The organism is Cytobacillus sp. SAFR-174 (assembly GCF_051964675.1).
GTDB lineage: Bacteria > Bacillota > Bacilli > Bacillales > Cytobacillaceae > Cytobacillus.
This window is the reverse complement of the sequence record NZ_JBQCMZ010000012.1, coordinates 100677-122616: the sequence shown is the minus strand read 5'-3', so window position 1 is coordinate 122616 and position 21940 is coordinate 100677. Positions and strand designations below refer to the sequence as shown.

Genomic DNA, 21940 nt, shown 5'->3' with positions numbered 1-21940 from the left:
TATGTAGTTATTGATTTACTTTAACCATTGATGGACGAATGACCCGATCCTTTAGCTTGTAGCCTTTTTGGAACTCCTCGACCACGATATTGGAATCAAAATTCTCATCTTCTACCTGCATTACAGCCTGGTGCATATGAGGGTCGAATTCTTTCCCAACTGCCTCAATCTGTTCTGCGCCTTCTTTTTTTATAGCCTCCACCAAGCTTCGATAAACCATTTCCATTCCTTGAAGAATAGATTTAGCCTGTTCATTTTCAGCTTCCATTTGAAGTGCTCTTTCAAAATTGTCAAGCGCAGGCAGCAAATCAGAGATTAAGCTTTGTGCTCTATATTTTTCAGACGCTTCAAGGTCCAGCCTTGCACGGCGCCGGGAATTTTCAAAATCAGCCTGAAGACGGTAGATGCGATTTTCAGCTTCTTCCAGCTTACCTTCCAATTCAGCTATTTTTGCATTTGCTGCTGTAAGGTCTGTATCAGTTCCCTCAACAGGACCTGCTTCATCAGCCTCTGCAAATACCTCTTCAATAGGAGCCTCATTTTCAGTTCCTTCAGGTTCGTTGGTTTGTTCATTTAATTCATTGCTCAATGTCTCTTTCTCTTCTGCCAACATGTTCACCTCCCTTAAAGAATGGCTGGATTATAAAATAAAAAAACATAAGGAAAGGAGTGGAAAGGTTTTTCCACCCTTAATCAATATCTCCACCATCATCTGTTTTGATACAACTTGGATAAAACAGATGATAAGTCTGCACTGATATAGTTCAATAAGCTGATGACTCTTGAATACTCCATTCTGGTAGGGCCCAGAATGGCAATTGTGCCGAGCTGTTCGGTGCCGATTGAATAGCTTGCTGTTATCAGACTGCAGTTTTCCATTGCTGAATTATTATTTTCCCGGCCGATTTTAATATTGATCCCTGACTTGTTTTTACTGAGTAAATCATATATGCCTTTTTCCTGCTCAATCATATTCATGAGGTTTTTAACCTTTTCAATATCATGAAACTCCGGCTGGCTCAGCATATTTGTTTTACCGCCAAAGAAAAGCTTATCATAGGCCGGTATCTTTATTGTATCGGCAATTGAATTCAGCATTAGATCATAATTATTGATATGATGCCTTAAAAGCACGGCAACCTCTTTATATAACTTATTGTTCAGACTTTCCAATGGCGCACCGGCAAGACGGTCATTAAGGATATTCACTACCTTTTCCAAATCACCTGCATCAATGTTTTCCGGCAAGTGGAACATTCTGTTTTCCACATGGCCTGTATCTGTGATAATAATTGCTATCGCTGTTTCTTTATTCAAAGGAACAATCTGAATTCTCTTCAGCTTGTTTTCCCTTACCGCAGGCCCGAGGACTATGGATGTATAATTAGTCAGCTCAGATAGAATTTTTGCCGATTTTTGAACAATTTTCTCCAGCTCATAAATTCTTTCCGCAAAGATCGATTGTACTTTGTGGATATCATGCTGATTTAATTTTTGCGGGGATAAAAGGTGATCCACGTAGTAGCGGTAACCTTTTTCAGATGGAATCCTCCCCGATGAGGTGTGTGTTTTCTCAATAAACCCAAGTTCCTCTAAATCAGCCATCTCATTTCTGATCGTTGCGGAACTAAAAGAAATTTCTTCTTTTTTCGACAGAGTTCTCGACCCTACAGGCTGTGCAGTTTGAATAAAATCATCAACAATTACTTGGAAAATTAATAATTGACGATCTGTTAACACAGTTATCACCTCTGTTAGCACTCTTTGTCCCCGAGTGCTAATTCTACTAATAAATTATCAAATCATACGTGCAGTGTCAATAATTTGGATTCTTTTTTTCCTGAAGCAATCCTCAGACAGATTACCCTATAAAGGACTGAAATACTTCATTTCCAAGGAATCGTCCTCGCCTTGTCAATTTAATATGCTCTTCCCCGGCAATAATTAATTTTTTTTCGGAGTGCTGTTTAATCTGAACTTCAAAATGCTCCAGCGGGTTTTTGCCAAATTTCTCTTTAAAACGACTAATTGAGACACCTTCAGTTTTTCTCAGCCCAAGAAACATTTCCTCTTCCATCTGTTCTTCAAGGGGCACCTTATGTTCTTCGAGGATCGGGAGCTGGCCCTTTTCAATTGGCTCCATATATTTTTTCAGGGGTCCGTGGTTTGAACGGCGAAGCCCATTAACATAGCCATGCGCACCTGCTCCAAAGCCGAAGTACCATTCGTTATCCCAATAAGTGATGTTATGCCGGCTCTCATAGCCAGGCTTGGCAAAATTGCTGATTTCATATTGGGCAAATCCATGTTTGTCCATTTGCTCCATCAATAAGTCATACATTTCAGCTTCCACATCTTCTCCTGGTGTCGGCAGTTTCCCTCTTCTCATCAGATTATAGAATACCGTCTTGGGCTCAATGATCAGAGAATAGCCCGAATAATGAACAATATCCAATGTAAATGATGTTTCAAGTGTATCTTTAAAGTCCTGAAGTGTCTGACCGGGAAGACTGTATATCAGATCGATGCTGATGTTATCGAAACCTACTTGTTTTGCAGCTTCAATTGACTGAAAAACATCTTTTGCCCGGTGTGACCTTCCAATTTTTTTTAAGAGTTCATCGTTGAAGGTCTGGACACCAAAGCTGAGCCTGTTGACTCCGGCATCATGCAATATTTGAAGCTTTTCCTTAGAGAGATCTCCCGGATTAGCTTCAAATGTATATTCTGTGGAAGAGTCGTAGGGCAGCTGACGATTAATTGTGCTGCAAAGCTGTTCAAGCTGTTTCCCATTCAGCGCAGTGGGTGTCCCGCCTCCTACAAAGATAGAGTCCAGGCGCGATGCTGGTGTTTCTTTCAAAGCAAGATCCATCTCTTTATCAAGAGAGTCAAGGTATTCTCTAACCGGCTGGTTCTTCAAATATACTTTATTAAAATCACAGTAATGGCAGATATGTTCACAAAAGGGGATGTGTATATAAGCTGCTTTAATCATTTATTTCACTACTTTCATCATTCAATCAATATACAGAGTTTCCTAAATAAAAAGAGGCTAGTGCTGTTATTATTATGACAGCATATCTAACCTCTTAAAACAAATCAAATATTTTACTTTTTAGGGGTGTTATCGTCCATCTTCAAAACGGCCATGAAAGCTTCCTGCGGAACTTCAACAGAACCAACCTGCTTCATCCGCTTTTTACCTTCTTTCTGCTTCTCCAATAATTTACGCTTACGGGAAATGTCTCCGCCGTAACATTTAGCCAATACATTTTTGCGGATGGCTTTAATGGTTGAGCGGGCTACAATTTTCTGGCCGATCGCAGCTTGAATAGGAACCTCAAACTGCTGACGGGGAATTAGCTCTTTTAACTTCTCAACGATTACTTTTCCTCTTTCATAAGCAAAATCCTTATGAACGATGAAGCTCAATGCGTCTACCTTTTCTGCATTTAACAGAATATCCATCTTAACAAGTTTTGATGGCTTATATCCAATTAATTCATAATCAAAAGAAGCATATCCTTTTGTATTGGATTTCAGCTGATCAAAGAAATCATAAACAATTTCCGATAAAGGAATCTCATATATAATATTTACTCTGGTTTCATCCATGTATTGCATATCAATAAAGATGCCGCGTTTTTGCTGGCAAAGTTCCATAATGGCTCCCACATAATCATTTGGGGCCATCATTGTAGCTTTTACATAAGGTTCTTCAACACGGTCAATTTTTTGAGGATCAGGCATATTGGATGGGTTATCTACTTTAACCTCAGTGCCATCTGTCAGGATAACATCATAGATAACACTAGGTGCTGTTGTAATCAAATCTATTTTGAATTCGCGCTCAATGCGCTCCTGGATAATTTCCATGTGAAGCAATCCAAGGAAACCGCAGCGGAATCCAAATCCGAGTGCCTGTGAAGTTTCCGGTTCAAACTGAAGGGCGGAATCATTCAGCTCCAGCTTTTCAAGCGCTTCACGCAGGTCATTGAACTTGGCGCTATCAATTGGATAAAGTCCGCAATAAACCATCGGGTTCATCTTTCTGTATCCAGGAAGAGCTTCTGAAGCACTGTTTTTCGCGCTTGTAATGGTATCACCCACACGTGTATCACCAACATTTTTGATTGCAGCAGTCAAAAACCCTACGTCTCCAACGGACAATTCAGGCAAGGGCGTTGATTTTGGGGTAAACACACCAACCTCAGTGACTTCAAACTCTTTGCCGGTTGCCATCATTTTAATTTTATCCCCTACTTTTACCGTACCCTCAACCACACGTATATAGGCTACTACACCGCGGTAGGCATCATAAAGGGAATCAAATATAAGAGCCTTTAATGGGGCTTCCGGATCCCCTACTGGAGCAGGAACTTTTTCAACGACCTGTTCAAGAATTTCTTCTATTCCAATTCCAGCCTTTGCTGAAGCCAGTACTGCTTCAGATGCATCCAGGCCGATAACTTCTTCGATCTCATTTCGAACCCTTTCCGGATCCGCACTTGGCAGGTCGATCTTATTAATAATTGGAAGAATCTCAAGATCGTTATCCAGGGCCAGATAAACATTGGCAAGGGTTTGCGCTTCAATACCCTGAGCTGCATCCACAACCAGAATGGCTCCTTCACATGCTGCAAGGCTTCGGGATACTTCATATGTAAAATCGACGTGTCCCGGCGTATCTATTAAGTGGAAAGTGTATATTTCACCATCTTTCGCTTTATATTTTAACTGAACGGAATTCAGCTTGATCGTAATGCCGCGCTCCCTTTCAAGATCCATGGAATCTAGGAGCTGGTCCTTCATTTCGCGTGAAGTCAGCGCATTGGTTTTTTCAAGAATTCTATCGGCCAAAGTCGATTTACCATGGTCAATATGGGCGATGATCGAAAAATTCCTTATTTTCTCTTGCCTTTTCAGTTTCTCTTCTCTGTTCATTGTTTATTATTTCAACTCCTACTATAGAAAAGCGCAAGCGCCTAGTAACAGGCGCCTGGAGCTAAGTGTGGTCAATTTTAAAATAGTCCTTTTAGTTTATACACTATTTTTGATTATATCAGTAGGTTTGTGAAGATTCAATGCTAAGCTTTAAGCCGCTGATTTTCAAAAAAATAAGGCTGCCCACCTGAGCAGCCTATTTCCCTTTTATTAAGTCTGTGATGATTGCGACCGATTTTTCTGTCAGCTCTGATATGCCATTGGATATGCTTTTTCCTAAGGATGAAAAGAAGTTATATGCTTTCATTTCTTCAAGCTTTTCCCTTTTCTTCTGAAGATCATGGCTTGACACATCATTCCCAAGGACAGAAGCCTGAACTTCGCCTTCGTTGGTTTCATTTATGGTCAGGGCACTTTTGAAATCCCCGTCATGGAATCCCTTCATTCTGTGAATTCCTTCATTTGCCTGCTGCATTCCGAATAGCACTGAGACAAACATAAGCGCTGCCAGAAAAAGAGCTTTAAGCATAAACATTTTCATTCCGCATCATCCTATTACTATTTCTTTTCTGACTCACCGCCAGCCGGTGAATTCACTTCCTCGGCCTGCCAATAATATTCACTGAACACTTCCGCGAGTGCTTCGGCCGATCGGTTTAACTCCTCAAACGTATTATCGACTCCCCCAAACTCAATGAGTATTGCATTGCCTGATAAATCCTGATTGAAGTTGCCATTTGTCCCTGCGCCTTCTTTTTTCATTATTCCTCTGCTTAATCCTTTGTACTTGACGCTCAGTCTATCATGCAGTTCTTTTGCAAATTTTAAGTTCTTTTCGTAATTCGGATTATTTCCTCCAATAATAAAAGCCAGCTTGGCATAAGACTCTCCGTTAATTTCTTTTGTAGTATCTTTTTTTCTTTTTGAATCACGGTGAATATCGATTAAATAAGCCAGATCCCGATTGGAAGTGATTGCTGCCTGGACTACCTCTCTGGATTCCTGATAGGAGCGACCATATGTTAAGCCCTTTTTGTTTAAATTCCCCTGAATATCCGTTTTATCCACAAAGGTCCCGATCCCTTTACTCTCCATCTCTTCCTTAAGCTTATCACCGATTTTAGTAATATTAATTTTTGAATGGTAGGCCGCATCAGGGTTGGTGACACCCTTCAGATACGGAAGATAGGATTCAGTATTATGCGAAAAGTATACATAGACAGGTTTTTTATCTCCTGTTGACACCGGCGGGGCATTTGATTGTTTTTTATCTCCAGACTGCTCAAGACCTTCGGTGTTTTGCAGGGCTGCCTCCTGTTCGGCCATAAGAACTTCTAAAGGCGGAGAAGATTCTACAGGCATGTTTGTATAATCTGTTCCTTCACCTGCAACCAGGATTTTACTGTCATAAATCGAGAAAAAAGGAAGCTCCCTTCCCAGAAGACTTCTGGGATCATCCAAATTGACATTTGTGGATAGCTTAAAAATTAAATTGGCAAAGCCCGGGGGAGAAGTGCTTTCAGAAACTCCCTGGAGAAATGAGTGATTCTCCCATCCGAGAAAACGATAAAGCATTTCTCCTGTCAGGCTGTTCGCGGCAGAGTTTACTGAAGTAGAACTGATTCGGTATTCAGGCTTTAAAGAAGTCAATGCTCCGCTTATGGAAAATATCATAAATAGAAAAAGCAGAAATCCGCCAATAGCCTTAAGCAGGCTTGTCCCTTGGATAGTTACTACAAGTCCGTTCGTTTTAAAAGGTTTCATTGTTCCACCTCTCCTTGCTAGTCTAGTAAATGTTATGACTTTGCTAGAGAAGATAGAACAGGATATTTTCTATCTTGTATAAAATCCGGCATTATCCTGATTCACTTTCTGGTGGAGCGCTGCGTTCAAGCCGTTGGCAATTAAGTTGGACATATCTTCAATAAATACATCCACTTCCTTTGGTGTCACCATAAGGTTGTGTCCCAAAGGAGACAGAACTTCATAAATAAGCTTTCGCTTCTCCTCTTCAGGCAAGGTTCCGATCATGCCAAGAAAGGTTTTTCTATGATGCTCTTCCGGGAGGTCCTCATCTGTCAGCTTTTTCTTCTCTCCAAAAGTCATTCCTGCAGGAGCCAAAGCACGCGATGGACGGCCGCCTTCTTTCATTTCCTTGCCGAAATGCTTCAGGATGTAATCAATTGTATCGCTTGTTATGGATACGGCATCGACAACTGTTGGGATGCCAATCGCTATGACAGGTATTCCTAAAGTTTCCTTACTGATTTCTTTTCGTTTATTCCCCACACCAGAACCAGGGTGAATCCCTGTATCCGAAATTTGAATGGTAGAATTGACTCTTTCAATTGATCGGGAAGCAAGAGCGTCGATCGCAATGACAAAGTCGGGCTTTGTTTTTTCAACAATGCCATGAATAATGTCACTTGTTTCAATTCCTGTCAGGCCCATCACCCCTGGAGAAATAGCACTTACCGGCCTGTAGCCTTCTTCTACGCTTTCAGGCTGGAGCTGATAGAGATGTCTTGTAATAAGCAGATTTTCGCAGACTTGCGGTCCCAATGCATCGGGAGTGACATTCCAATTGCCCAGTCCGACAATTAAACAGGATGCATCTTCATTAATGCCCAGCTGCTTTATAAATTGGGAGAATTCACTTGCAAATACAGTCTCCACTTTGTGCTGAAGCTCCGTATCCTGCTGGCGTATGCCCGTCACTTCGAGGGTCAGGTATTTGCCCTCTTTTTTCCCTAATGCTTCTGCTCCTTCCTTTGTTACTTCAACAAAGGAAATTTTAATATCGTTTTCTTCTTTTTCTTTAATTATGACACCTTCAATTTGGGAAAGATTCTCCTGCCCTTGAACATTGTCATTGTCTTTCTGCCTGCCGGAAATCACCATTTCCCTGGCTTCAATGGCAAGATCCGTTCGAACTGAGTACTGGCTTAAATCTATTGATTCCTTCACATGTATCCCTCACAATCTCAGCTTATTAGGTTGGAAAATAACAGACAAATTACTAAAATTCAGATATATACTATCTTTGCCTTTAAAATTTAAAAACATGCAGAAAAAGAATGAACTTCCCGAATTATCCTTCAGTAATTTTAAGTACAGAGTATTGCATTATGCCCCCGTATTTGATAAAATATCACTTGTTCTGAATTTGTTAATGAACGTGAATGTCGAGTTATAGAATCTCGATGCTTTTTCAGGAGGTGAATGGAATGCCAAACATTAAATCTGCTATCAAGCGTGTTAAAACTAGCGAAGCTCGCAACGCTCAAAACGCTACTGTTAAATCAGCAATGCGTACAGCTGTTAAAAAGGTTGATGCTGCAATCGTAAACAACGATTCTACTGCTGCAACTGCATCTTTCGCTGATGCTGCTCGTAAACTGGACAAAGCTGCTGCAAAAGGTCTTATCCACAAAAATGCTGCTGCCCGTAAAAAGTCTCGTTTAATGAAAAAAATGAACTCTTTAAATGCGTAATGTTTAAAGATATCGGCTATCTTAAGGGATAGCCTTTTATTTTACATAAAAAAGCGGTCCAAATTGCGGACCGCTTTTTTTTATGTAATCAGAATTTATAACTTTGTACTTCGAGAACTGTCTAGCGCAAGCAGCCTACCCCCTCAAGGTCACAAGCTTGGCTTGTTTCGGCTCCTAGGGACTCGAGATATAAGCCAATCCCTTCCAGAATGAAAGAACACCTTCTTGCAGGGCTCGTCTTATGCTTGTCGTCCCTGAGCAGTCGCCTCCACATTTCGGGCAATCCCCCCAAAAAGGCAAAGAACGCCTTTCCGTGAGGCTCGTCTTGTGCTTGAGGCCCGCAGGACAAGGAAGGCTTCGTCAGCATAAACATCGCACAACCAAAAGCGACAGCTTTTGGGAGGACGCGGGTCATGCAGACGTTGCCACAGGACAAGGAAAGCTACGGCAGCGATACATCGCACGACCGAAAGCGGCAGCTTTTGGGAGGACGTGGCGTTCTTAGTCTACGTTCCTTCGCGGGCAAGGCGCTTCCGCTTTTCTATTTTCTGAGTGCCTGACTTTGCAGACGAAACAGGAACATTTCAATCAGCATGGTTTTATTCATGCCTCCTGTTTTCATTTGGTAATCTGCATCAGCAAGCAAGCTTATGATCGCTGCCAGTTCTTCGTCTGCAAACAGCTGGGCCTGTCCGGCCGCCAGCTTTACCCGGAAAGGATGAATCTTTAAATAGCCGGCAATCTGCTGCTGGCCGTAGCCTCTCCTGGCAAGCTCCTTCACCTGATAAATCAATCTGAACTGCCCTGTAATAACAGATAAAATCTTAATGGGCTCTTCATTTTGCTTTAATAAATCATAATAAATTCTCAGGGCCTCTTCTATTTTGCGGTGAACCACCTTATCCACAAGGGAAAAAATGTTTTGCTCTAAAGACCGTGATACCATTTTTTCTGCCATCTGTTCATCTATCCGCTTTGTGTCATTCGCATATAGGGCTAATTTATCGATCTCGTTGGTCAGAATAAACAGGTTGGCGCCTGCCAATGTTAAAATCAGCTCAACAGCCGATTCATCAATCTGCACACCGTTCAATGCTGCACGTTCCCTGATCCAGGCTTTCAATTCCCCTTCATTTAATTTCTTGGCTTCAAGTACTGCAGCCGTTTTTTTCAATTGTTTGGTTATTTTTTTACGATCATCGAGTTTTTCTGCCGATGAGGAAAATACCACCACTGAATATGGGGCAGGCTCTTTAATATAGGCTTCAAGCTTAGCCAGGTTATGCTCCTGTTTAGCTTTCGATTTCTCTGACGTTAAAAAAACCGGGTTATGTAAAAAGATCAGTCTTCTTTCACCCATAAAAGGAAATGTCTCAGCATCTTCAAGCGCTGTATCAATGGGGGTTTCCTCAAGGTCATAAGAGGATAAATTAAAATCAGCTTCTTCTTCACTTAGCACATTGCTGATCAGAAGCTGCTTCGTTTCGTTTATAAGATAAGGTTCTGTTCCGTATAATAAGTAAATAGGAGCAAAACTTTTCGCTTTAATTCTGTTCCAAATATCAAAAACCAATTTCTTCTCTCCGTTCGCCAAACAATATATTCACTATATATCCTAAAGAAGCGATGGCAATTTGACAAGACATAAGAAATTGGCGCCCAAATGAACGCCAATTTCCAATCTATATAGAACGCTGCATCCCTGAGGCCCGGGTAACTCAGGAAGCTGCGGTGCACCTTTGTTTGTTATTTTCCCCATGATGTTTCGTCATATTTGTGACAACTCCTGCTAATGCAGGAAAAGGGCAGGCGAACTCTAGATTTTTTCATTTGAATGACTTATACTATATAGGAAATAGGAGGGGTAGACTGTGAACGAATTTGAAAAGAACGTCCAAAGCAAACGTAATGATGCAATCGACTCTGGTGTAGGATTCATCGTATCATTCGGTTTCTTCGCAACGTTATTTATTATTGCAACAGTCATTAAATTTTTAGGAGCTTAATGGCTACATACAGTTATGTGTCACAATACCGCTGACACATTGAGGCTGCCTTAGCAGCCTCTTTTTTTTGGCGGAATTTCGATTAAGCTTTATTAAGTCTTGAAGTTGATGCTTTCTAACATATACTATGGAAGCTGCACTGAAAAGGTTCCTGAATCCCCTTTAAAAAAATAGGTAATTGCCCCTTGCTTATCGGTTCGCAATACTTTGACCTTATAGTCATTCAGCCTGCTCATTACATCATTATGAGGATGCCCATACCTGTTGTTCCTGCCTGCAGAAATAACTCCAATCCGCGGCTTCACTCCAGCGAGAAATAAATCTGTTGATGAGGTTTTGCTTCCATGATGTGCAATTTTCACTACATCAGCTTTCAACTTGGGATAAGACTTTATGAGCTGACCTTCCCCCTGTTCCTCCAAATCTCCGGTAAACAGCCAGTTTAACCCTCCCACTTTGGCAAAAAGGACAATAGATCCATCATTTTCCCCCACACCGTCCCCCATCTCGCCGCCAAACGGGGACAAAACTTGAAATACAGAATCTCCTATGAGCCAGCTATCTCCGGCTTTAGTGAAAAAAATTTCACTTTTGCTATTTTTAGCCTGTACAGCCAAATCCTTTTCAGCCTCCGAGAACTCTGATCCCTGCGAAAACACAATAGACTTTACCTTCATTTCCTTCAGAACAGCTGATGCTCCGCCAATGTGGTCCATATCCCCATGAGTGAGAAAAAATTTATCTATTTCACTGATCCCTTTGCTTTTCAGAAAAGGCACTACTGTGTCCATTCCTGTTTCATATGGATCGCTTCGCATCTTCCAGTCCTCAGACTCAAACATAGGCGCACCTCCTGCATCTATCAAATAATTCCCTCTCCCATACGGAAGCTTTATCAGGATGCTGTCCCCCTGCCCAACATCAATAAATGTAATTTCACCGGCTGGTGTAATCACATTTGACAAATAATGAATTATTATCGCAAGAATAGGAAGCACACCGTTCTTAATAATAGCTTTTTTGTTTTTTGACCTTTCCCAGCCGGCAAAGAATGCGGGAATGAGAAAAGATATATGATCAGCATTAAAGGGGATGGCCTGCCAAGAATAAGGGTCGAATTAGGAATGGCGGAAAGCATTTCAGCAATCCAATTAAGAAAAACGATCATTTTTTCCAATACATGAAGTAAGAAATCTGCCCTTCCTCCTGTTAATAAATCAAAAATAAATAAAATTAATACCACAGGCAGGACTATGGAAGAATACAAAGGTACAAAGATCAGATTGGCAATTATGGAAATAATCGATACCTCATAAAAATGCCAAAGGAGGATCGGAATGGCCGCTATCTGGCAAATAAGAGAAACAGACAGGAGGGCAGCGAGAGGATGAGTAAATTTTTTGAATATGGCAGGAGCTGAGAGAATAAGCGATAAGGCCACAGCAAAAGACAGCTGAAACCCCGCATTATAGATAATAAAAGGGGAGATAAAAAGATAGCCGGCAAACACAATGGAGATAACATCAGCTAATTGAATAGTGGCCTTCAGCTTCTTTGCCAGTAAAACCAGAAGCATCATAAACACAGCCCGCAGTACAGACGGTGCAGCCCCTGTAAGTATTGCATATACCGGCAAAACCATTATTAGGATGCTGGTCATTTTTTCTGTGGTGATCCCTGCACGTACTCCGGCAAGAAAAAACATACCAGCAAGCATTCCTACATGAAGTCCGGATATTGCAAGCAAATGGATAATTCCGATTTTCTGATAAGAAGCGATAATATCCTCATCAATAAAATTCCGATCGCCGAAGACAAGTGCGATTGAAAGCGGAGCTGCCTGTTCAGGGAAATGCTCTAAAATATGTTTTGTGCCCATCTCCCTCATTTTTAAAATAGGTAATGTGATGCGGCTTTTATTGTATATGCAATCAGAGAGGTTTAACTGTTCCAATTCGAGGATCCAAAAGATTCTATTGTGGCTTAAGTAATCCTTGTAGCTGAAGGAATTAGGATTTGTAGATGTTGGAGGAGTCTGTAAGGTGCCATTAACCCGGCATGTCATTCCTATCCTCAGATGGTCTGATAGGATTTTTTGTTCTGCTTCGGATTTGATCTTATACCTGGCAGCCAGCTTTTCCTTTTTATCGGTCAATTCAATTAGGACTGTGAGAAGGTCCCCATCTATCTTTACTGACTCTGACAGGGTAATTTCAAAATCACTCTCATTTCCTGTAAGGCTTGTCCTGTTATATTCTGCCGCTAATTCACTCCTTATGATTAAAGCAAGGTAAATCATAATCAGGACAGTCATAGTCTTTTTAGTCAAGATATTTCTTTTTAAAAGGAAAAGGGCAAGAAGAGAAAAAATGACAGCAATTGCCGGATGAAGTAATGATGTTAAATTTCCCAGGAGTGAGGCAGCAGCTGCGTAGATCCATCTGCCTTTCATATCATTTGCTCCTTTAGTTATTTTGAAGGGAGCAGCACCTTTCATTGAAGGTGCTGCTGTTTCTATGGATTAATTTTGAAAAAGCTTGTCCTTTTTTTCTTTATAGCTTTTCATAATGTCCTGATTTTTACCGCTTTTTTCAAGCTCATTAATTAAGTCCTCTATAAAATCACGTTTTTCCTGTATGCTGCCATCGAAGGATACTTTATCAGCCGCCACATGGACAGTTTTCACACCAGCCTTCTCAAAGAGTTCAATTCCATAAGGGTGATTTTTATAGTCCTGTGCGTAGTAAACTGTTTTAATTCCCGCCTGTATAATTGCTTTGCAGCATTGAAGGCACGGAAAATGAGTTACATATATTTCTGCATCACTTGTCGGCACCCCAAATTTTGCACACTGTAAAATCGCATTCATTTCCGCATGAATGGTCCTGACACAATGGTTATCAATAACATAGCAGCCATCATCAACACAATGTTCACCGCCGGCAATAGATCCATTATAGCCGCCTGCAATGATTCTCTTATCCCTTACAATGGTTGCTCCGACCGCTAGTCTTGTACATGTGCTCCTCAAAGCAAGCAAATGGCTTTGTGCCATAAAATATTGGTTCCAGGAAATCCGGTCCATCTGTCTCTCCCCTTTACACAGGCATGTATGCCCTGAATTAAAATATAGCTTTTTCTCTCAATAAGTGTAAGCCTCAAGTTTGTGCAGGTCAATGGGAGGAAATTAGTTTACACTAATATGCTCTTTCAGTTTTTCAAAGGTTTTATCCCCTATCCCTGATATTAATTTCAAATCCTCAATATCCTTAAAGGGTCCATTTGTATCGCGGTGTTCAATTATCGCTGCAGCTTTAGAGGGTCCAACCCCCGGCAATGTCTGCAATTCTGTTTCATCCGCCCTGTTTAAATTTACCTTTCCGCTATCCTGCTGTCCTTTAACCTCGACATTTCCGGCTCCCGCCCGGGTCTCTTCAATAATTTCACCCTCTTCCGGAACATATATCACCATTTCATCTGTAATTTTCAGGGCAAAATTAATTTTAGTGCTATCCGCTTTTTCCGTTAGTCCGCCTGCTTTTTCCAGCAGGTCTATCACCCTTTCACCCTCTTTTGCTTCGTACACTCCCGGTTTTTTTACTGCTCCTTTAATATCTGCTTTCATTGCCTGCGGCACCTGTTCAGCCTGCATATCACCTGCTGTTTCTTTACCTTCTTCTTCGTTCAAAGAAATTGACTGCTCAATCTCTGGAAATACTTCAGTCTCCTGAACTGGCATTAAAAAATAATAGAGGAGTGCAGCCAATGCGATCGCACCTCCTGCAAAGTAAAATTTATAGGCTTTTATCCATTCGGGCACTATCGATCCATCCTTTCTTTTTGGAATAAATGTTTTTTTGATACATATCGTTATATGAGAAAGCCTGCTTTTAAAGGAGGGATGTTGCATTGAAAATCGGAATCATTGGCACAGGTAATATGGGGAGAATTTTGACCGAGGCCTTCCTGGATGGAGGAGCCGTTTCCCCTGCCTCCATGACGATAACCAATCGGACAGTGGCAAAAGCGAATAAAATAAAAGAAACGCATCAGGAAATTACCGTTGTAAATAACGCAAGAGAGGCCGCCAATCGTTCTTCGCTGATCTTTATTTGTGTAAAGCCTCATGATGTATATAATGTCGTTCAGGATATTTTGCCGTTCCTGTCAGAAGATAAATGTGTAGTGTCCATAACCAGCCCTATTAGTGTAAAACAGCTTGAATCAATTGTGCCTTGCTCAGCAGCGAGGGCGATTCCAAGCATTACTAACCGGGCCTTATCAGGAGTGTCATTATTATCATTCGGTGAACAGTGCAGCGAACAATGGAAAGGGGAACTTAACAAGCTTTTTGAAAGCATCTCCACACCTGTCTTTATAGAAGAAGCGATTACCAGGGTTTCTTCGGATATTGTCAGCTGCGGACCTGCCTTTTTCAGCTACTTGACACAGCGCTTCATCAATGCAGCAGTTACGGAAACGGAGATTGATAATGAAACAGCTACAAAGCTTGCAGGAGAAATGCTGATCGGGCTTGGGGAATTACTGAAAAAAGGATGTTATACATTGCCTACATTGCAGGAGAAGGTGTGTGTCAAAGGAGGAATTACAGGAGAGGGAATTAAAATTCTTGAAAGCGAGCTCGGCAGTGTATTTGAACACTTATTCCAGGCGACACATTCCAAGTTTGACGAAGATCTTGTCGAAGTAAAAAAGCAGTATTCTCTCTATTAGCTATTCGATGTTAATGGAAATAATCCTTCACTATTTTTAAAAAAAACAGCCGAAAACCCGGCTGTTTTTTTATTAGTGTCTTTTCTTTGCAATAAAAATGATTCGTTCAGCCTGGCTGTCTGGCGGTCCTTCTTTAAAATCTCCTGAAACGTCAACAAGGTCAAAACCGCATTCCTCAAGCCAGCTTTTATATTGATCAATAGGATAAGTGCGCTGAAAATGAAGTTCGTCATAGCGGTCATACTTACCTGTTTTTTCGTCCTGAACAAAAAATGAAAGATCATGCTCTACAGAATTGGGGTGTTCGCCCTGAAAGCTGTGCCAGATATATGAAATTTCCTCGTCATTTTCAGCAAAGGTCTGGTTCATAAATATCTGCATAATTTTATAAATGGAATGAACATCAAAAATAAATAGACCATCGTTTTTTAAATAGCTATGGACCCGCCGGAAGGTGTTCTTCACATCTGATTCTGTCTCCAAATAATTCAGCGAATCACAAAAGATGCCAATAATATCAAATTCACTAAACCCTTCAAGCTCTGCCATGTTCTGCTGGTAAAAGGGGATTTGAAGACCTTTCTGCTCCGCCTTTGATTGGGCTACAGCCAGCATATCCTCTGATAAATCCACACCGGTTACATCATAGCCATGTTCACTTAACCTTATTGTAAGCTGTCCTGTGCCGCATGCAAGATCCAGCAATTGTTTGCCTGAAACATTAAATTCCACATGCTTTTCATTGACCAATTTAATCCAGCTGTCATAAGGAACATCTTCCATCAGCCTGTCATAGAGATAAGCGAACTTTCCGTAGCTCATTGGTTAAGAATGCCCTGAACGTTTTCGACCGGGGCATCTCCCCAAAGTCTTTCGAGATTATAGTAGCTTCTTTCATCCTTATGGAAAATATGTGCAATAATATCGCCCATATCAACCAGAATCCACCTTGCTTCATCAAAGCCTTCCATTCGCTTAACCGTAAACCCGTGTTCTTCAGATTTTTCTTTCATTTCCCGAGCAATGGCCTGCACTTGTTTATCAGAATTTCCGTGACAAATAACAAAGTAGTCCGAAATCAGGGAAATCCCCTTCATATTAAGAACCGTTATATCTTCTGCACGTTTATCATCCGCTGCTTTTACTGCCGTCATCAGCATAGTATTTTCTTTCATTTAATCAATCCTCCTTATTCATTACAAGGTCATTATACGTTTCGAAGGAAGCCGGAAAAACAGGCTGCCCTTTTTTCATTAAAAACATGATGGTATTTTGAACAGATTTTATTAAAGCCTTGTTCAAGTTCGTCTGTGCTAAATCACGCACTTCGTCAACACCCGGAAAATGTCTTCCAGGTTCAATATAATCTGCAAGATAAATGATCTTTTCAAGAAGTGCCATTCCCGGCCTCCCTGAAGTATGATATCTTATTGCATCCAGAACCTCTTTATCATGGATTCCCGCTTCTTTCTCAGCCAAAAAAGCACCGACAGGAGCATGCCAAAGTTCACTATTGTAATCCAAAAGCTCGGCTGGCATACCTTCCTTACTGATAATTTCCCTCATTTCTTCCTTAGGGCGGAACTTAGCATAATCATGAAAAATGGCTGCCAATTCAGCTTTCTTACTATCAGCGCCATATTTCTCTGCAAGTTTAATGGCTGTTTCCATCACTCCGACTGTATGAAGATAGCGATGTTCAGTCAGCTGCTCCTTTACAATAGCCAGAGCTGTTTCACGATTCATATAAATGATTCTCCTTTATAAAACTCCTTATAGAATCCGGTACCAGATATCGTATAGTACCGCCTTCCTTTACACGGCTTCTGATCATACTGGAGGAGATCCCCATTTCAGGAACGTCAGCATAAAGAATCGGATACGGAGTCTGCAAATTGTAAGATGGCCGCCTTACTCCTATAAAGGTAATCAATTCAAGAAGTTTGTCAATGTTATGCCACTTGGACAAATATTCAACCATGTCAGCTCCAATAATAAAATAAAATTGCTTTTGAGGATAGTGTTCCTTCAAAATCCTGATCGTATCGTAGGTAAATGAAGGACCTTCCCGCTCCAGCTCAATCAACTCCAATTTAAAGCCAGGATGATTCTGCAATGCGAGTTTCAGCATTTCTATTCGATCACTGCTGCTGACATTATCTGACCTCTTTTTATGGGGAGGCTCATGGTTCGGCATAAACCATACTTCATCCAAACCATGGGAAGACATTACCTCATTTGCAATAATAAGATGGCCTAAATGAGGCGGATTAAAGGTCCCTCCAAGTATGCCTACCTTTTCCATTTGCACTCCTCCATACATTCAGTTTAATTTCCCCGAAACTTACGGCAAGTTGATTTGTTTATTTTCTTTTGATTCTTTGTATAAAACAATTATATTTCCGATGATTTGGACAACATCAGCCTTCGCGCCTTCTGACAGCTGATGTGCTACCGTATCTCTGTCTTCTTCACAGTTTTGAAGGACTGAAACCTTTAATAACTCACGGGCTTCCAGTGCTTCTCCTACTTGCTTAATCATGTTTTCATTAACCCCGCCCTTTCCCACTTGGAAAATAGGGTTTAAATGGTGCGCTTTTGATCGCAATAAACGCTTTTGCTTTCCTGTTAGCATAATAATCCTCCCAGCTGATTTAAAACCTTTTGTCTCATTCTTTCAATGTCGGGCCCAATGCCAGTCCACATTTCAAAAGCAAGGGCTCCCTGATACACGAACATATCAATACCATTCTGAACTCCGGCGCCCTTTACGGCAGCTTCCTTTAAAAGCCTGGTTTGCAGCGGATTATAGATGATATCACTGACAAAGGCTCCAGGCTTAAGATTATGTACCGAAAGCGGGCTTTGGCCAATTTCCGGATGCATTCCAATTGATGTAGTCTGAACAATTAAATCGTATGTTTCCAGACTTTCCTCTGCTTTCTGCCGGTTCAGCACACGAGCAGGAACCTCAAAAGGGCAATCATTCAAAATCTGTCCTGCCCTTTCAGGAGTCCGATTGCAAATGTCCAAAAGCGCCGGGGCTTCTTTAGCAATTGTAAAATAAATGGCTCTTGCAGCCCCGCCTGCCCCCACTATCAGAACCTTTTTGTCATTAATTGATTGGTTTTGATTCAGCAGGCCTTTTACAAATCCGCTTCCATCCGTATTGCAGCCTATTAGCTTACCTTCCTGATTGACCACTGTATTAACTGCCCCAATTGCCTCAGCAAGAGGATCCAGTTCATCTAAAAGAGGAATGATAGCCTCCTTATGGGGTACTGTAACATTAAATCCCGCAATGCCGATTGCCCTGAACCCTTTAATAGCGTCATTCAGATTTCCCCTGGATACATGAAATGGCTGATAATGTGCATCAATATTGTAAATCTTAAATAATTCATTGTGCATAGCAGGGGACATTGAATGGGAAATTGGATCCCCAATCACTCCAAACAGCTTTTTCAAAAATCCTCACCCCTTTTGAAAAGCGTAAGCAAATGCAAAACACAGCCTAAATTAAAGACTTCCTTATCATGGCATGGACACCTTTGGGAACATATGCAGCTACTTTGGCCCCACCCTCATTTACCGTTATCCAGCCAAGTCCTGAAAATACTATATCCGTTTTCGGGTCTTTTATTGTGAATTCATGTTTCACAAGCTCCGGGAAGGTTTCCATCTGCTCTATTCTTGGCGGCGTTAGCATTTCTCCCGCATGATTCTCATATAGCTCATCCGCCTTTTCTGTTTTGGTGCGGTGAATAGTTAATTCATTGGAGAAATGGCAAACAAATGACCGCCGGCCGCCAGCAATGTAATCAAACCTGGCCAGTCCGCCAAAAAACAGGGTCTGCTCTTCATTCAGCTGGTAAACCTTAGGCTTAATCTCCTTTTTAGGTGTTATCACCTTTAAATCCCTTTTATCTACATAATGGGCCATCTGATGATGGTTAATTATACCTGGTGTATCCACTAAAGCCTTTCCGTCAGATAGAGGTATCTCGATAATATCAAGAGTCGTCCCTGGGAAGTGGGAAGTAGTGATGACATCTCCCTCACCTGTTACTTCTTTTAATATACGATTGATGAAAGTCGATTTACCTACATTAGTACATCCTACTACATAAACGTCTTTTCCTTCCCGGTAATGATCGATGGCTGCTGCAATTTCGTTAATGGAGTACCCTTTTGCAGCACTAGCCAGATAAACCTCTTCCGGTTTCAGCCCCAGCTGTTTTGATTCCTGCTTCATCCAGTTAATCAGCTTGTTTGTCTTCACGGACTTTGGAAGCAGGTCAACTTTGTTCCCAACCAGAAGGATTTTATTGCTGCCCACAAAACGGTGAAGACCTGGAAGCCAGCTGCCGTTAAAATCAAAAATGTCCACAATCTTCACAATAAGTGCATCACTTTGTCCAATTTCATTCAGGATTTTCAGAAAATCATCATCAGTCAAGCTTACATCCTGAACTTCATTATAATGCTTCAGCCTGAAACAGCGCTGGCAAATAATTGTTTCCTTCTGCAGAGCTGATTGAGGAGCATAACCCAACTCATCAGGGTTATCTGCCTGAACTTTTACTCCACAGCCTACGCAAACAAATTGTTCTTCACTCACTTTTTAATCCTCCCACTGAATCATTCCTTTTTTTCTGAACCAATTTAAAATCCGTCTCTCCACCAGACGGTTAAATTTCGTAACAAATCCGTCAGTTTGAGCTACAGGTACGACCAAAATAGTATGGAAACCGCTTCTGTTTCCTCCCAGCACGTCAGTCAGCAATTGGTCTCCAATCACTACTGTTTCTTCTTTTCTCAGCCCCATTTCGGATAGAGCTCTCCGGAAGGCCCTGCCCATTGGCTTTCTAGCCTGATAAATAAACGGAATATCGAGGGGATCGGAAAAAGCCTTTACACGATTTTCATTATTATTAGACACAATGGTAACCTTGATGTTGCTTTGCTTCATTTCTTCAAACCAGCTAATCAGCTTCGGTGTTGCATTCGGCCTGTCCCATTCGACTAGAGTGTTATCCAGGTCCGTGATTATCCCTTTAACTCCTTTTTCCTGTAAACTGTGTGGAGTTATTTCAAAAATACTTTTAACATGCTGATTAGGCAAAAATTGCTTTAACACTATATTTACACCTCAATCATTTATTCATATTGTCCGGCAAAAATGTTTCTACTGCCCTCAACTAGTTCCCCGTCTTTAATGACAATTAGGGTCTGCAGCCTTTCACTGGATAAAACACCGATTTCATCATACCCAATTTCATCCGCTCTTTCAAAATAAAGAATGACGGATACAATCAGGGAGTTCTATTTTATACGGTTCCACAAAATGGGGAAAGACACTCAAAACTCAGTAAATTTCCACGGAATAGTTGTTATTCACCCTTAAAATAAAAATTTTTCGACAAAAATCAACTGCTCCATACACCTGTGGATAACTTTATGCACATAATCCAATATGATTTTAATACTTTTCCCCTTTTTATAAACAAAATAATCACAGGTTATCCACGGTTTCCTGTGGATAAGAGAACAGTTGTTCTAATCGTTTTAATTTGCTAGAGTAGTGGTACAACATAAAATCTTACATTATATGTATAAAATAATTCTTTTAGAACTGAAATATCAAGGACCTGGAGGTGGGACAGGAATGCGTAAACTGTCAGATGAATTATTAATCGAATCCTATTACAAAGCAAAGGAACTGCAGCTAAGCAAAGACTTCATCCGTTTAATTGAAACAGAAATCCACCGTCGTTCACTATCAAACAGAATAAAAGTGACATCCTAAAAATGGACAAGCCCTGAATAGGGCTTTTTTTATTCTCCATATTTAAGACCGCAACAATTGGCCTGCACAATCACAATAGGGTTCCAATCCGCTCTCCTACTTTAATATGGGCAGGAGTCTTAATTGACTTTTCAAGCTGGAATTTCCCCTTCTCAAATAAGAGAATGACGGTAGAGCCAAATGTAAAATAGGCCATTTCCTTTCCTTTTTCAAGCTGGTCCCCTTCATGGGTAAGTTCGATGGAATTTACAAACATAGCACCCACCTTCACAATTGCGATTGCTGAATCACCATGCTTTACTTCCGTTATGCTCCGGAAATTCTTAGAAAGCGTTTCTCTTCCATATTTTAAACCCCATTTGTTAACCGGAAAAGATTTTAACCCCAGAATCCATTGATCTGCTACTTTTCCAGTGACCGGGCTGTGTATCCTGTGGTAGTGGCTCGGACTTAAATAAAAGATCATGTAAGTGCCGCCTGCATATTTCCCTGCTTTATTTGCACCAAGCATCTCAGAGATGGAATAGTTCTTCCCTTTTACTGTAATTATACGATCCTCCCGGATATCCCCAATATCTTCGATTACAGCATCTACAGGACTTACTGCTGAATCAGGGCTCTCATCGGTTACTCGTGCCCCTTCCTTCAGCTTTCTAATGAAAAACTCATGAAGTGTTGGATATTCATGCAGTTTTTTTTCCATTTCACTCTCATTAATATTATAAATTCTTGAAAATGAAGGAATGACCCTCCTGCTTAAACTTGATTGTGCAAATTTCTGAAGGATACCGGATGTCCATCTTCCATTTGTCAATTCAATCAGCAGTCGATATACAGGTTTTAACAAAGGAAATGCCCCCTAACTAAATATGTTCTTTACGAACAGGCATAAAAAGCATAGAATAAAATATTATTATATAACATATAAAACTAAGTTTGCCATAGACTTCCTC

25 protein-coding genes are annotated in these 21940 nt (G+C 40.9%); 4 read left to right on the top strand and 21 right to left on the bottom strand.

The features are described 5' to 3' along the window. Window positions 1–7: 7 nt before the first annotated feature. The 7 genes from grpE to gpr all read right to left on the bottom strand — a co-directional run bounded on the left by grpE (window position 8) and on the right by gpr (window position 7911). Entirely contained in the window at window positions 8–613 is a 606-nt protein-coding gene (grpE, locus tag ACTHRG_RS14015; protein WP_076257440.1) for a nucleotide exchange factor GrpE, read from the bottom strand. Between the two features lie 95 nt (window positions 614–708). Then, complete coding sequence (gene hrcA, locus ACTHRG_RS14010) at window positions 709–1740, bottom strand: heat-inducible transcriptional repressor HrcA (RefSeq protein WP_440231388.1); 1032 nt, start codon at window positions 1738–1740, stop codon at window positions 709–711. Between the two features lie 121 nt (window positions 1741–1861). Continuing rightward, window positions 1862–2995, bottom strand: coding sequence for a radical SAM family heme chaperone HemW (hemW, locus tag ACTHRG_RS14005; protein ID WP_076257438.1), 1134 nt, complete (start codon window positions 2993–2995; stop codon window positions 1862–1864). A 113-nt stretch (window positions 2996–3108) separates the two neighbouring features. Next, on the bottom strand, window positions 3109–4944 hold the full coding sequence (gene lepA / locus ACTHRG_RS14000; protein ID WP_076257437.1) for a translation elongation factor 4: 1836 nt from the start codon (window positions 4942–4944) through the stop codon (window positions 3109–3111). A gap of 196 nt (window positions 4945–5140) precedes the next feature. After that, the gene (locus tag ACTHRG_RS13995; RefSeq protein WP_076257436.1) at window positions 5141–5485 is read right to left on the bottom strand and encodes a YqxA family protein; all 345 of its coding nucleotides are present in this window, start codon (window positions 5483–5485) and stop codon (window positions 5141–5143) included. A 17-nt stretch (window positions 5486–5502) separates the two neighbouring features. Next, window positions 5503–6708, bottom strand: a complete 1206-nt coding sequence (gene spoIIP / locus ACTHRG_RS13990; RefSeq protein WP_440231387.1) for a stage II sporulation protein P — start codon at window positions 6706–6708, stop codon at window positions 5503–5505. Window positions 6709–6777: 69 nt separating this feature from the next. After that, window positions 6778–7911 (bottom strand): GPR endopeptidase, encoded by a 1134-nt coding sequence (gpr, locus tag ACTHRG_RS13985; protein WP_076257434.1) that lies wholly within the window; start codon window positions 7909–7911, stop codon window positions 6778–6780. 260 nt (window positions 7912–8171) lie between these two features. Here gpr and rpsT point away from each other — a divergent pair, with 260 nt between their 5' ends. Next, window positions 8172–8438, top strand: coding sequence for a 30S ribosomal protein S20 (gene rpsT / locus ACTHRG_RS13980; RefSeq protein WP_061791100.1), 267 nt, complete (start codon window positions 8172–8174; stop codon window positions 8436–8438). 541 nt (window positions 8439–8979) lie between these two features. On the opposite strand, the gene holA is transcribed toward rpsT, so the two are convergent. Beyond that, on the bottom strand, window positions 8980–10011 hold the full coding sequence (gene holA / locus ACTHRG_RS13975; protein ID WP_048010306.1) for a DNA polymerase III subunit delta: 1032 nt from the start codon (window positions 10009–10011) through the stop codon (window positions 8980–8982). A gap of 298 nt (window positions 10012–10309) precedes the next feature. On the opposite strand from holA, the gene ACTHRG_RS13970 reads away from it, so the two are divergent. Continuing rightward, entirely contained in the window at window positions 10310–10444 is a 135-nt protein-coding gene (locus ACTHRG_RS13970) for a YqzM family protein (protein ID WP_035331183.1), read from the top strand. 125 nt (window positions 10445–10569) lie between these two features. Here ACTHRG_RS13970 and ACTHRG_RS13965 read toward each other — a convergent pair whose 3' ends face one another. The 4 genes from ACTHRG_RS13965 to ACTHRG_RS13950 all read right to left on the bottom strand — a co-directional run bounded on the left by ACTHRG_RS13965 (window position 10570) and on the right by ACTHRG_RS13950 (window position 14264). Next, window positions 10570–11400 carry a DNA internalization-related competence protein ComEC/Rec2 gene (locus ACTHRG_RS13965; RefSeq protein WP_440231392.1) on the bottom strand — a complete coding sequence of 277 codons (831 nt, stop codon included), beginning with the start codon at window positions 11398–11400 and terminating at the stop codon, window positions 10570–10572. 20 nt (window positions 11401–11420) lie between these two features. Beyond that, window positions 11421–12896, bottom strand: coding sequence for a ComEC/Rec2 family competence protein (locus tag ACTHRG_RS13960; RefSeq protein WP_440231386.1), 1476 nt, complete (start codon window positions 12894–12896; stop codon window positions 11421–11423). 69 nt (window positions 12897–12965) lie between these two features. Beyond that, the gene (locus tag ACTHRG_RS13955; RefSeq protein WP_440231385.1) at window positions 12966–13529 is read right to left on the bottom strand and encodes a ComE operon protein 2; all 564 of its coding nucleotides are present in this window, start codon (window positions 13527–13529) and stop codon (window positions 12966–12968) included. A gap of 102 nt (window positions 13530–13631) precedes the next feature. Continuing rightward, window positions 13632–14264 carry a helix-hairpin-helix domain-containing protein gene (locus tag ACTHRG_RS13950; protein WP_076257432.1) on the bottom strand — a complete coding sequence of 211 codons (633 nt, stop codon included), beginning with the start codon at window positions 14262–14264 and terminating at the stop codon, window positions 13632–13634. Window positions 14265–14353: 89 nt separating this feature from the next. Here ACTHRG_RS13950 and comER point away from each other — a divergent pair, with 89 nt between their 5' ends. After that, the gene (gene comER / locus ACTHRG_RS13945) at window positions 14354–15178 is read left to right on the top strand and encodes a late competence protein ComER (protein ID WP_440231384.1); all 825 of its coding nucleotides are present in this window, start codon (window positions 14354–14356) and stop codon (window positions 15176–15178) included. A gap of 72 nt (window positions 15179–15250) precedes the next feature. Here the strand turns inward: comER and ACTHRG_RS13940 are convergent, their stop codons facing one another. The 8 genes from ACTHRG_RS13940 to ACTHRG_RS13905 are packed head-to-tail and all read right to left on the bottom strand — an operon-like array spanning window position 15251 to window position 20318. Then, a complete protein-coding gene (locus ACTHRG_RS13940) occupies window positions 15251–16000 on the bottom strand; it encodes a class I SAM-dependent DNA methyltransferase (protein ID WP_440231383.1) in 750 nt (249 codons plus the stop codon). Beyond that, window positions 15997–16353 carry a ribosome silencing factor gene (rsfS, locus tag ACTHRG_RS13935; protein ID WP_076257429.1) on the bottom strand — a complete coding sequence of 119 codons (357 nt, stop codon included), beginning with the start codon at window positions 16351–16353 and terminating at the stop codon, window positions 15997–15999. Before rsfS ends, ACTHRG_RS13940 begins: the two co-directional genes overlap by 4 nt. A gap of 4 nt (window positions 16354–16357) precedes the next feature. Continuing rightward, entirely contained in the window at window positions 16358–16924 is a 567-nt protein-coding gene (gene yqeK / locus ACTHRG_RS13930; protein WP_440231382.1) for a bis(5'-nucleosyl)-tetraphosphatase (symmetrical) YqeK, read from the bottom strand. After that, window positions 16914–17483, bottom strand: a complete 570-nt coding sequence (locus ACTHRG_RS13925) for a nicotinate-nucleotide adenylyltransferase (protein ID WP_076257427.1) — start codon at window positions 17481–17483, stop codon at window positions 16914–16916. The genes yqeK and ACTHRG_RS13925 overlap by 11 nt, the downstream gene beginning before the upstream one ends. A gap of 39 nt (window positions 17484–17522) precedes the next feature. Continuing rightward, window positions 17523–17813, bottom strand: a complete 291-nt coding sequence (gene yhbY, locus ACTHRG_RS13920; RefSeq protein WP_248348356.1) for a ribosome assembly RNA-binding protein YhbY — start codon at window positions 17811–17813, stop codon at window positions 17523–17525. Further along, window positions 17807–18646 (bottom strand): shikimate dehydrogenase, encoded by an 840-nt coding sequence (gene aroE, locus ACTHRG_RS13915; RefSeq protein WP_440231380.1) that lies wholly within the window; start codon window positions 18644–18646, stop codon window positions 17807–17809. The genes yhbY and aroE overlap by 7 nt, the downstream gene beginning before the upstream one ends. Window positions 18647–18692: 46 nt before the next feature. Then, a complete protein-coding gene (yqeH, locus tag ACTHRG_RS13910) occupies window positions 18693–19799 on the bottom strand; it encodes a ribosome biogenesis GTPase YqeH (RefSeq protein ID WP_197213360.1) in 1107 nt (368 codons plus the stop codon). A 3-nt stretch (window positions 19800–19802) separates the two neighbouring features. Then, the gene (locus ACTHRG_RS13905; protein ID WP_061791112.1) at window positions 19803–20318 is read right to left on the bottom strand and encodes a YqeG family HAD IIIA-type phosphatase; all 516 of its coding nucleotides are present in this window, start codon (window positions 20316–20318) and stop codon (window positions 19803–19805) included. Window positions 20319–20846: 528 nt separating this feature from the next. On the opposite strand from ACTHRG_RS13905, the gene ACTHRG_RS13900 reads away from it, so the two are divergent. Beyond that, window positions 20847–20987 carry a sporulation histidine kinase inhibitor Sda gene (locus ACTHRG_RS13900; RefSeq protein WP_035331211.1) on the top strand — a complete coding sequence of 47 codons (141 nt, stop codon included), beginning with the start codon at window positions 20847–20849 and terminating at the stop codon, window positions 20985–20987. A 70-nt stretch (window positions 20988–21057) separates the two neighbouring features. Here ACTHRG_RS13900 and ACTHRG_RS13895 read toward each other — a convergent pair whose 3' ends face one another. Further along, window positions 21058–21834 (bottom strand): phosphatidylserine decarboxylase, encoded by a 777-nt coding sequence (locus ACTHRG_RS13895; protein ID WP_048010319.1) that lies wholly within the window; start codon window positions 21832–21834, stop codon window positions 21058–21060. Between the last annotated feature and the right edge of the window lie 106 nt (window positions 21835–21940).

Bases quoted from the DNA above. Each gene is read 5' to 3' on its own strand.
- ACTHRG_RS13960 (WP_440231386.1), bottom strand. From the start codon at position 12,896: ATGAAAGGCAGATGGATCTACGCAGCTGCTGCCTCACTCCTGGGAAAT.
- spoIIP (WP_440231387.1), bottom strand. From the start codon at position 6,708: ATGAAACCTTTTAAAACGAACGGACTTGTAGTAACTATCCAAGGGACA.
- rpsT (WP_061791100.1), top strand. From the start codon at position 8,172: ATGCCAAACATTAAATCTGCTATCAAGCGTGTTAAAACTAGCGAAGCT.
- ACTHRG_RS13955 (WP_440231385.1), bottom strand. From the start codon at position 13,529: ATGGACCGGATTTCCTGGAACCAATATTTTATGGCACAAAGCCATTTG.
- ACTHRG_RS13940 (WP_440231383.1), bottom strand. From the start codon at position 16,000: ATGAGCTACGGAAAGTTCGCTTATCTCTATGACAGGCTGATGGAAGAT.
- hemW (WP_076257438.1), bottom strand. From the start codon at position 2,995: ATGATTAAAGCAGCTTATATACACATCCCCTTTTGTGAACATATCTGC.
- rsfS (WP_076257429.1), bottom strand. From the start codon at position 16,353: ATGAAAGAAAATACTATGCTGATGACGGCAGTAAAAGCAGCGGATGAT.
- lepA (WP_076257437.1), bottom strand. From the start codon at position 4,944: ATGAACAGAGAAGAGAAACTGAAAAGGCAAGAGAAAATAAGGAATTTT.
- yqeK (WP_440231382.1), bottom strand. From the start codon at position 16,924: ATGAATCGTGAAACAGCTCTGGCTATTGTAAAGGAGCAGCTGACTGAA.
- grpE (WP_076257440.1), bottom strand. From the start codon at position 613: ATGTTGGCAGAAGAGAAAGAGACATTGAGCAATGAATTAAATGAACAA.
- ACTHRG_RS13995 (WP_076257436.1), bottom strand. From the start codon at position 5,485: ATGAAAATGTTTATGCTTAAAGCTCTTTTTCTGGCAGCGCTTATGTTT.
- ACTHRG_RS13900 (WP_035331211.1), top strand. From the start codon at position 20,847: ATGCGTAAACTGTCAGATGAATTATTAATCGAATCCTATTACAAAGCA.
- yhbY (WP_248348356.1), bottom strand. From the start codon at position 17,813: ATGCTAACAGGAAAGCAAAAGCGTTTATTGCGATCAAAAGCGCACCAT.
- ACTHRG_RS13925 (WP_076257427.1), bottom strand. From the start codon at position 17,483: ATGGAAAAGGTAGGCATACTTGGAGGGACCTTTAATCCGCCTCATTTA.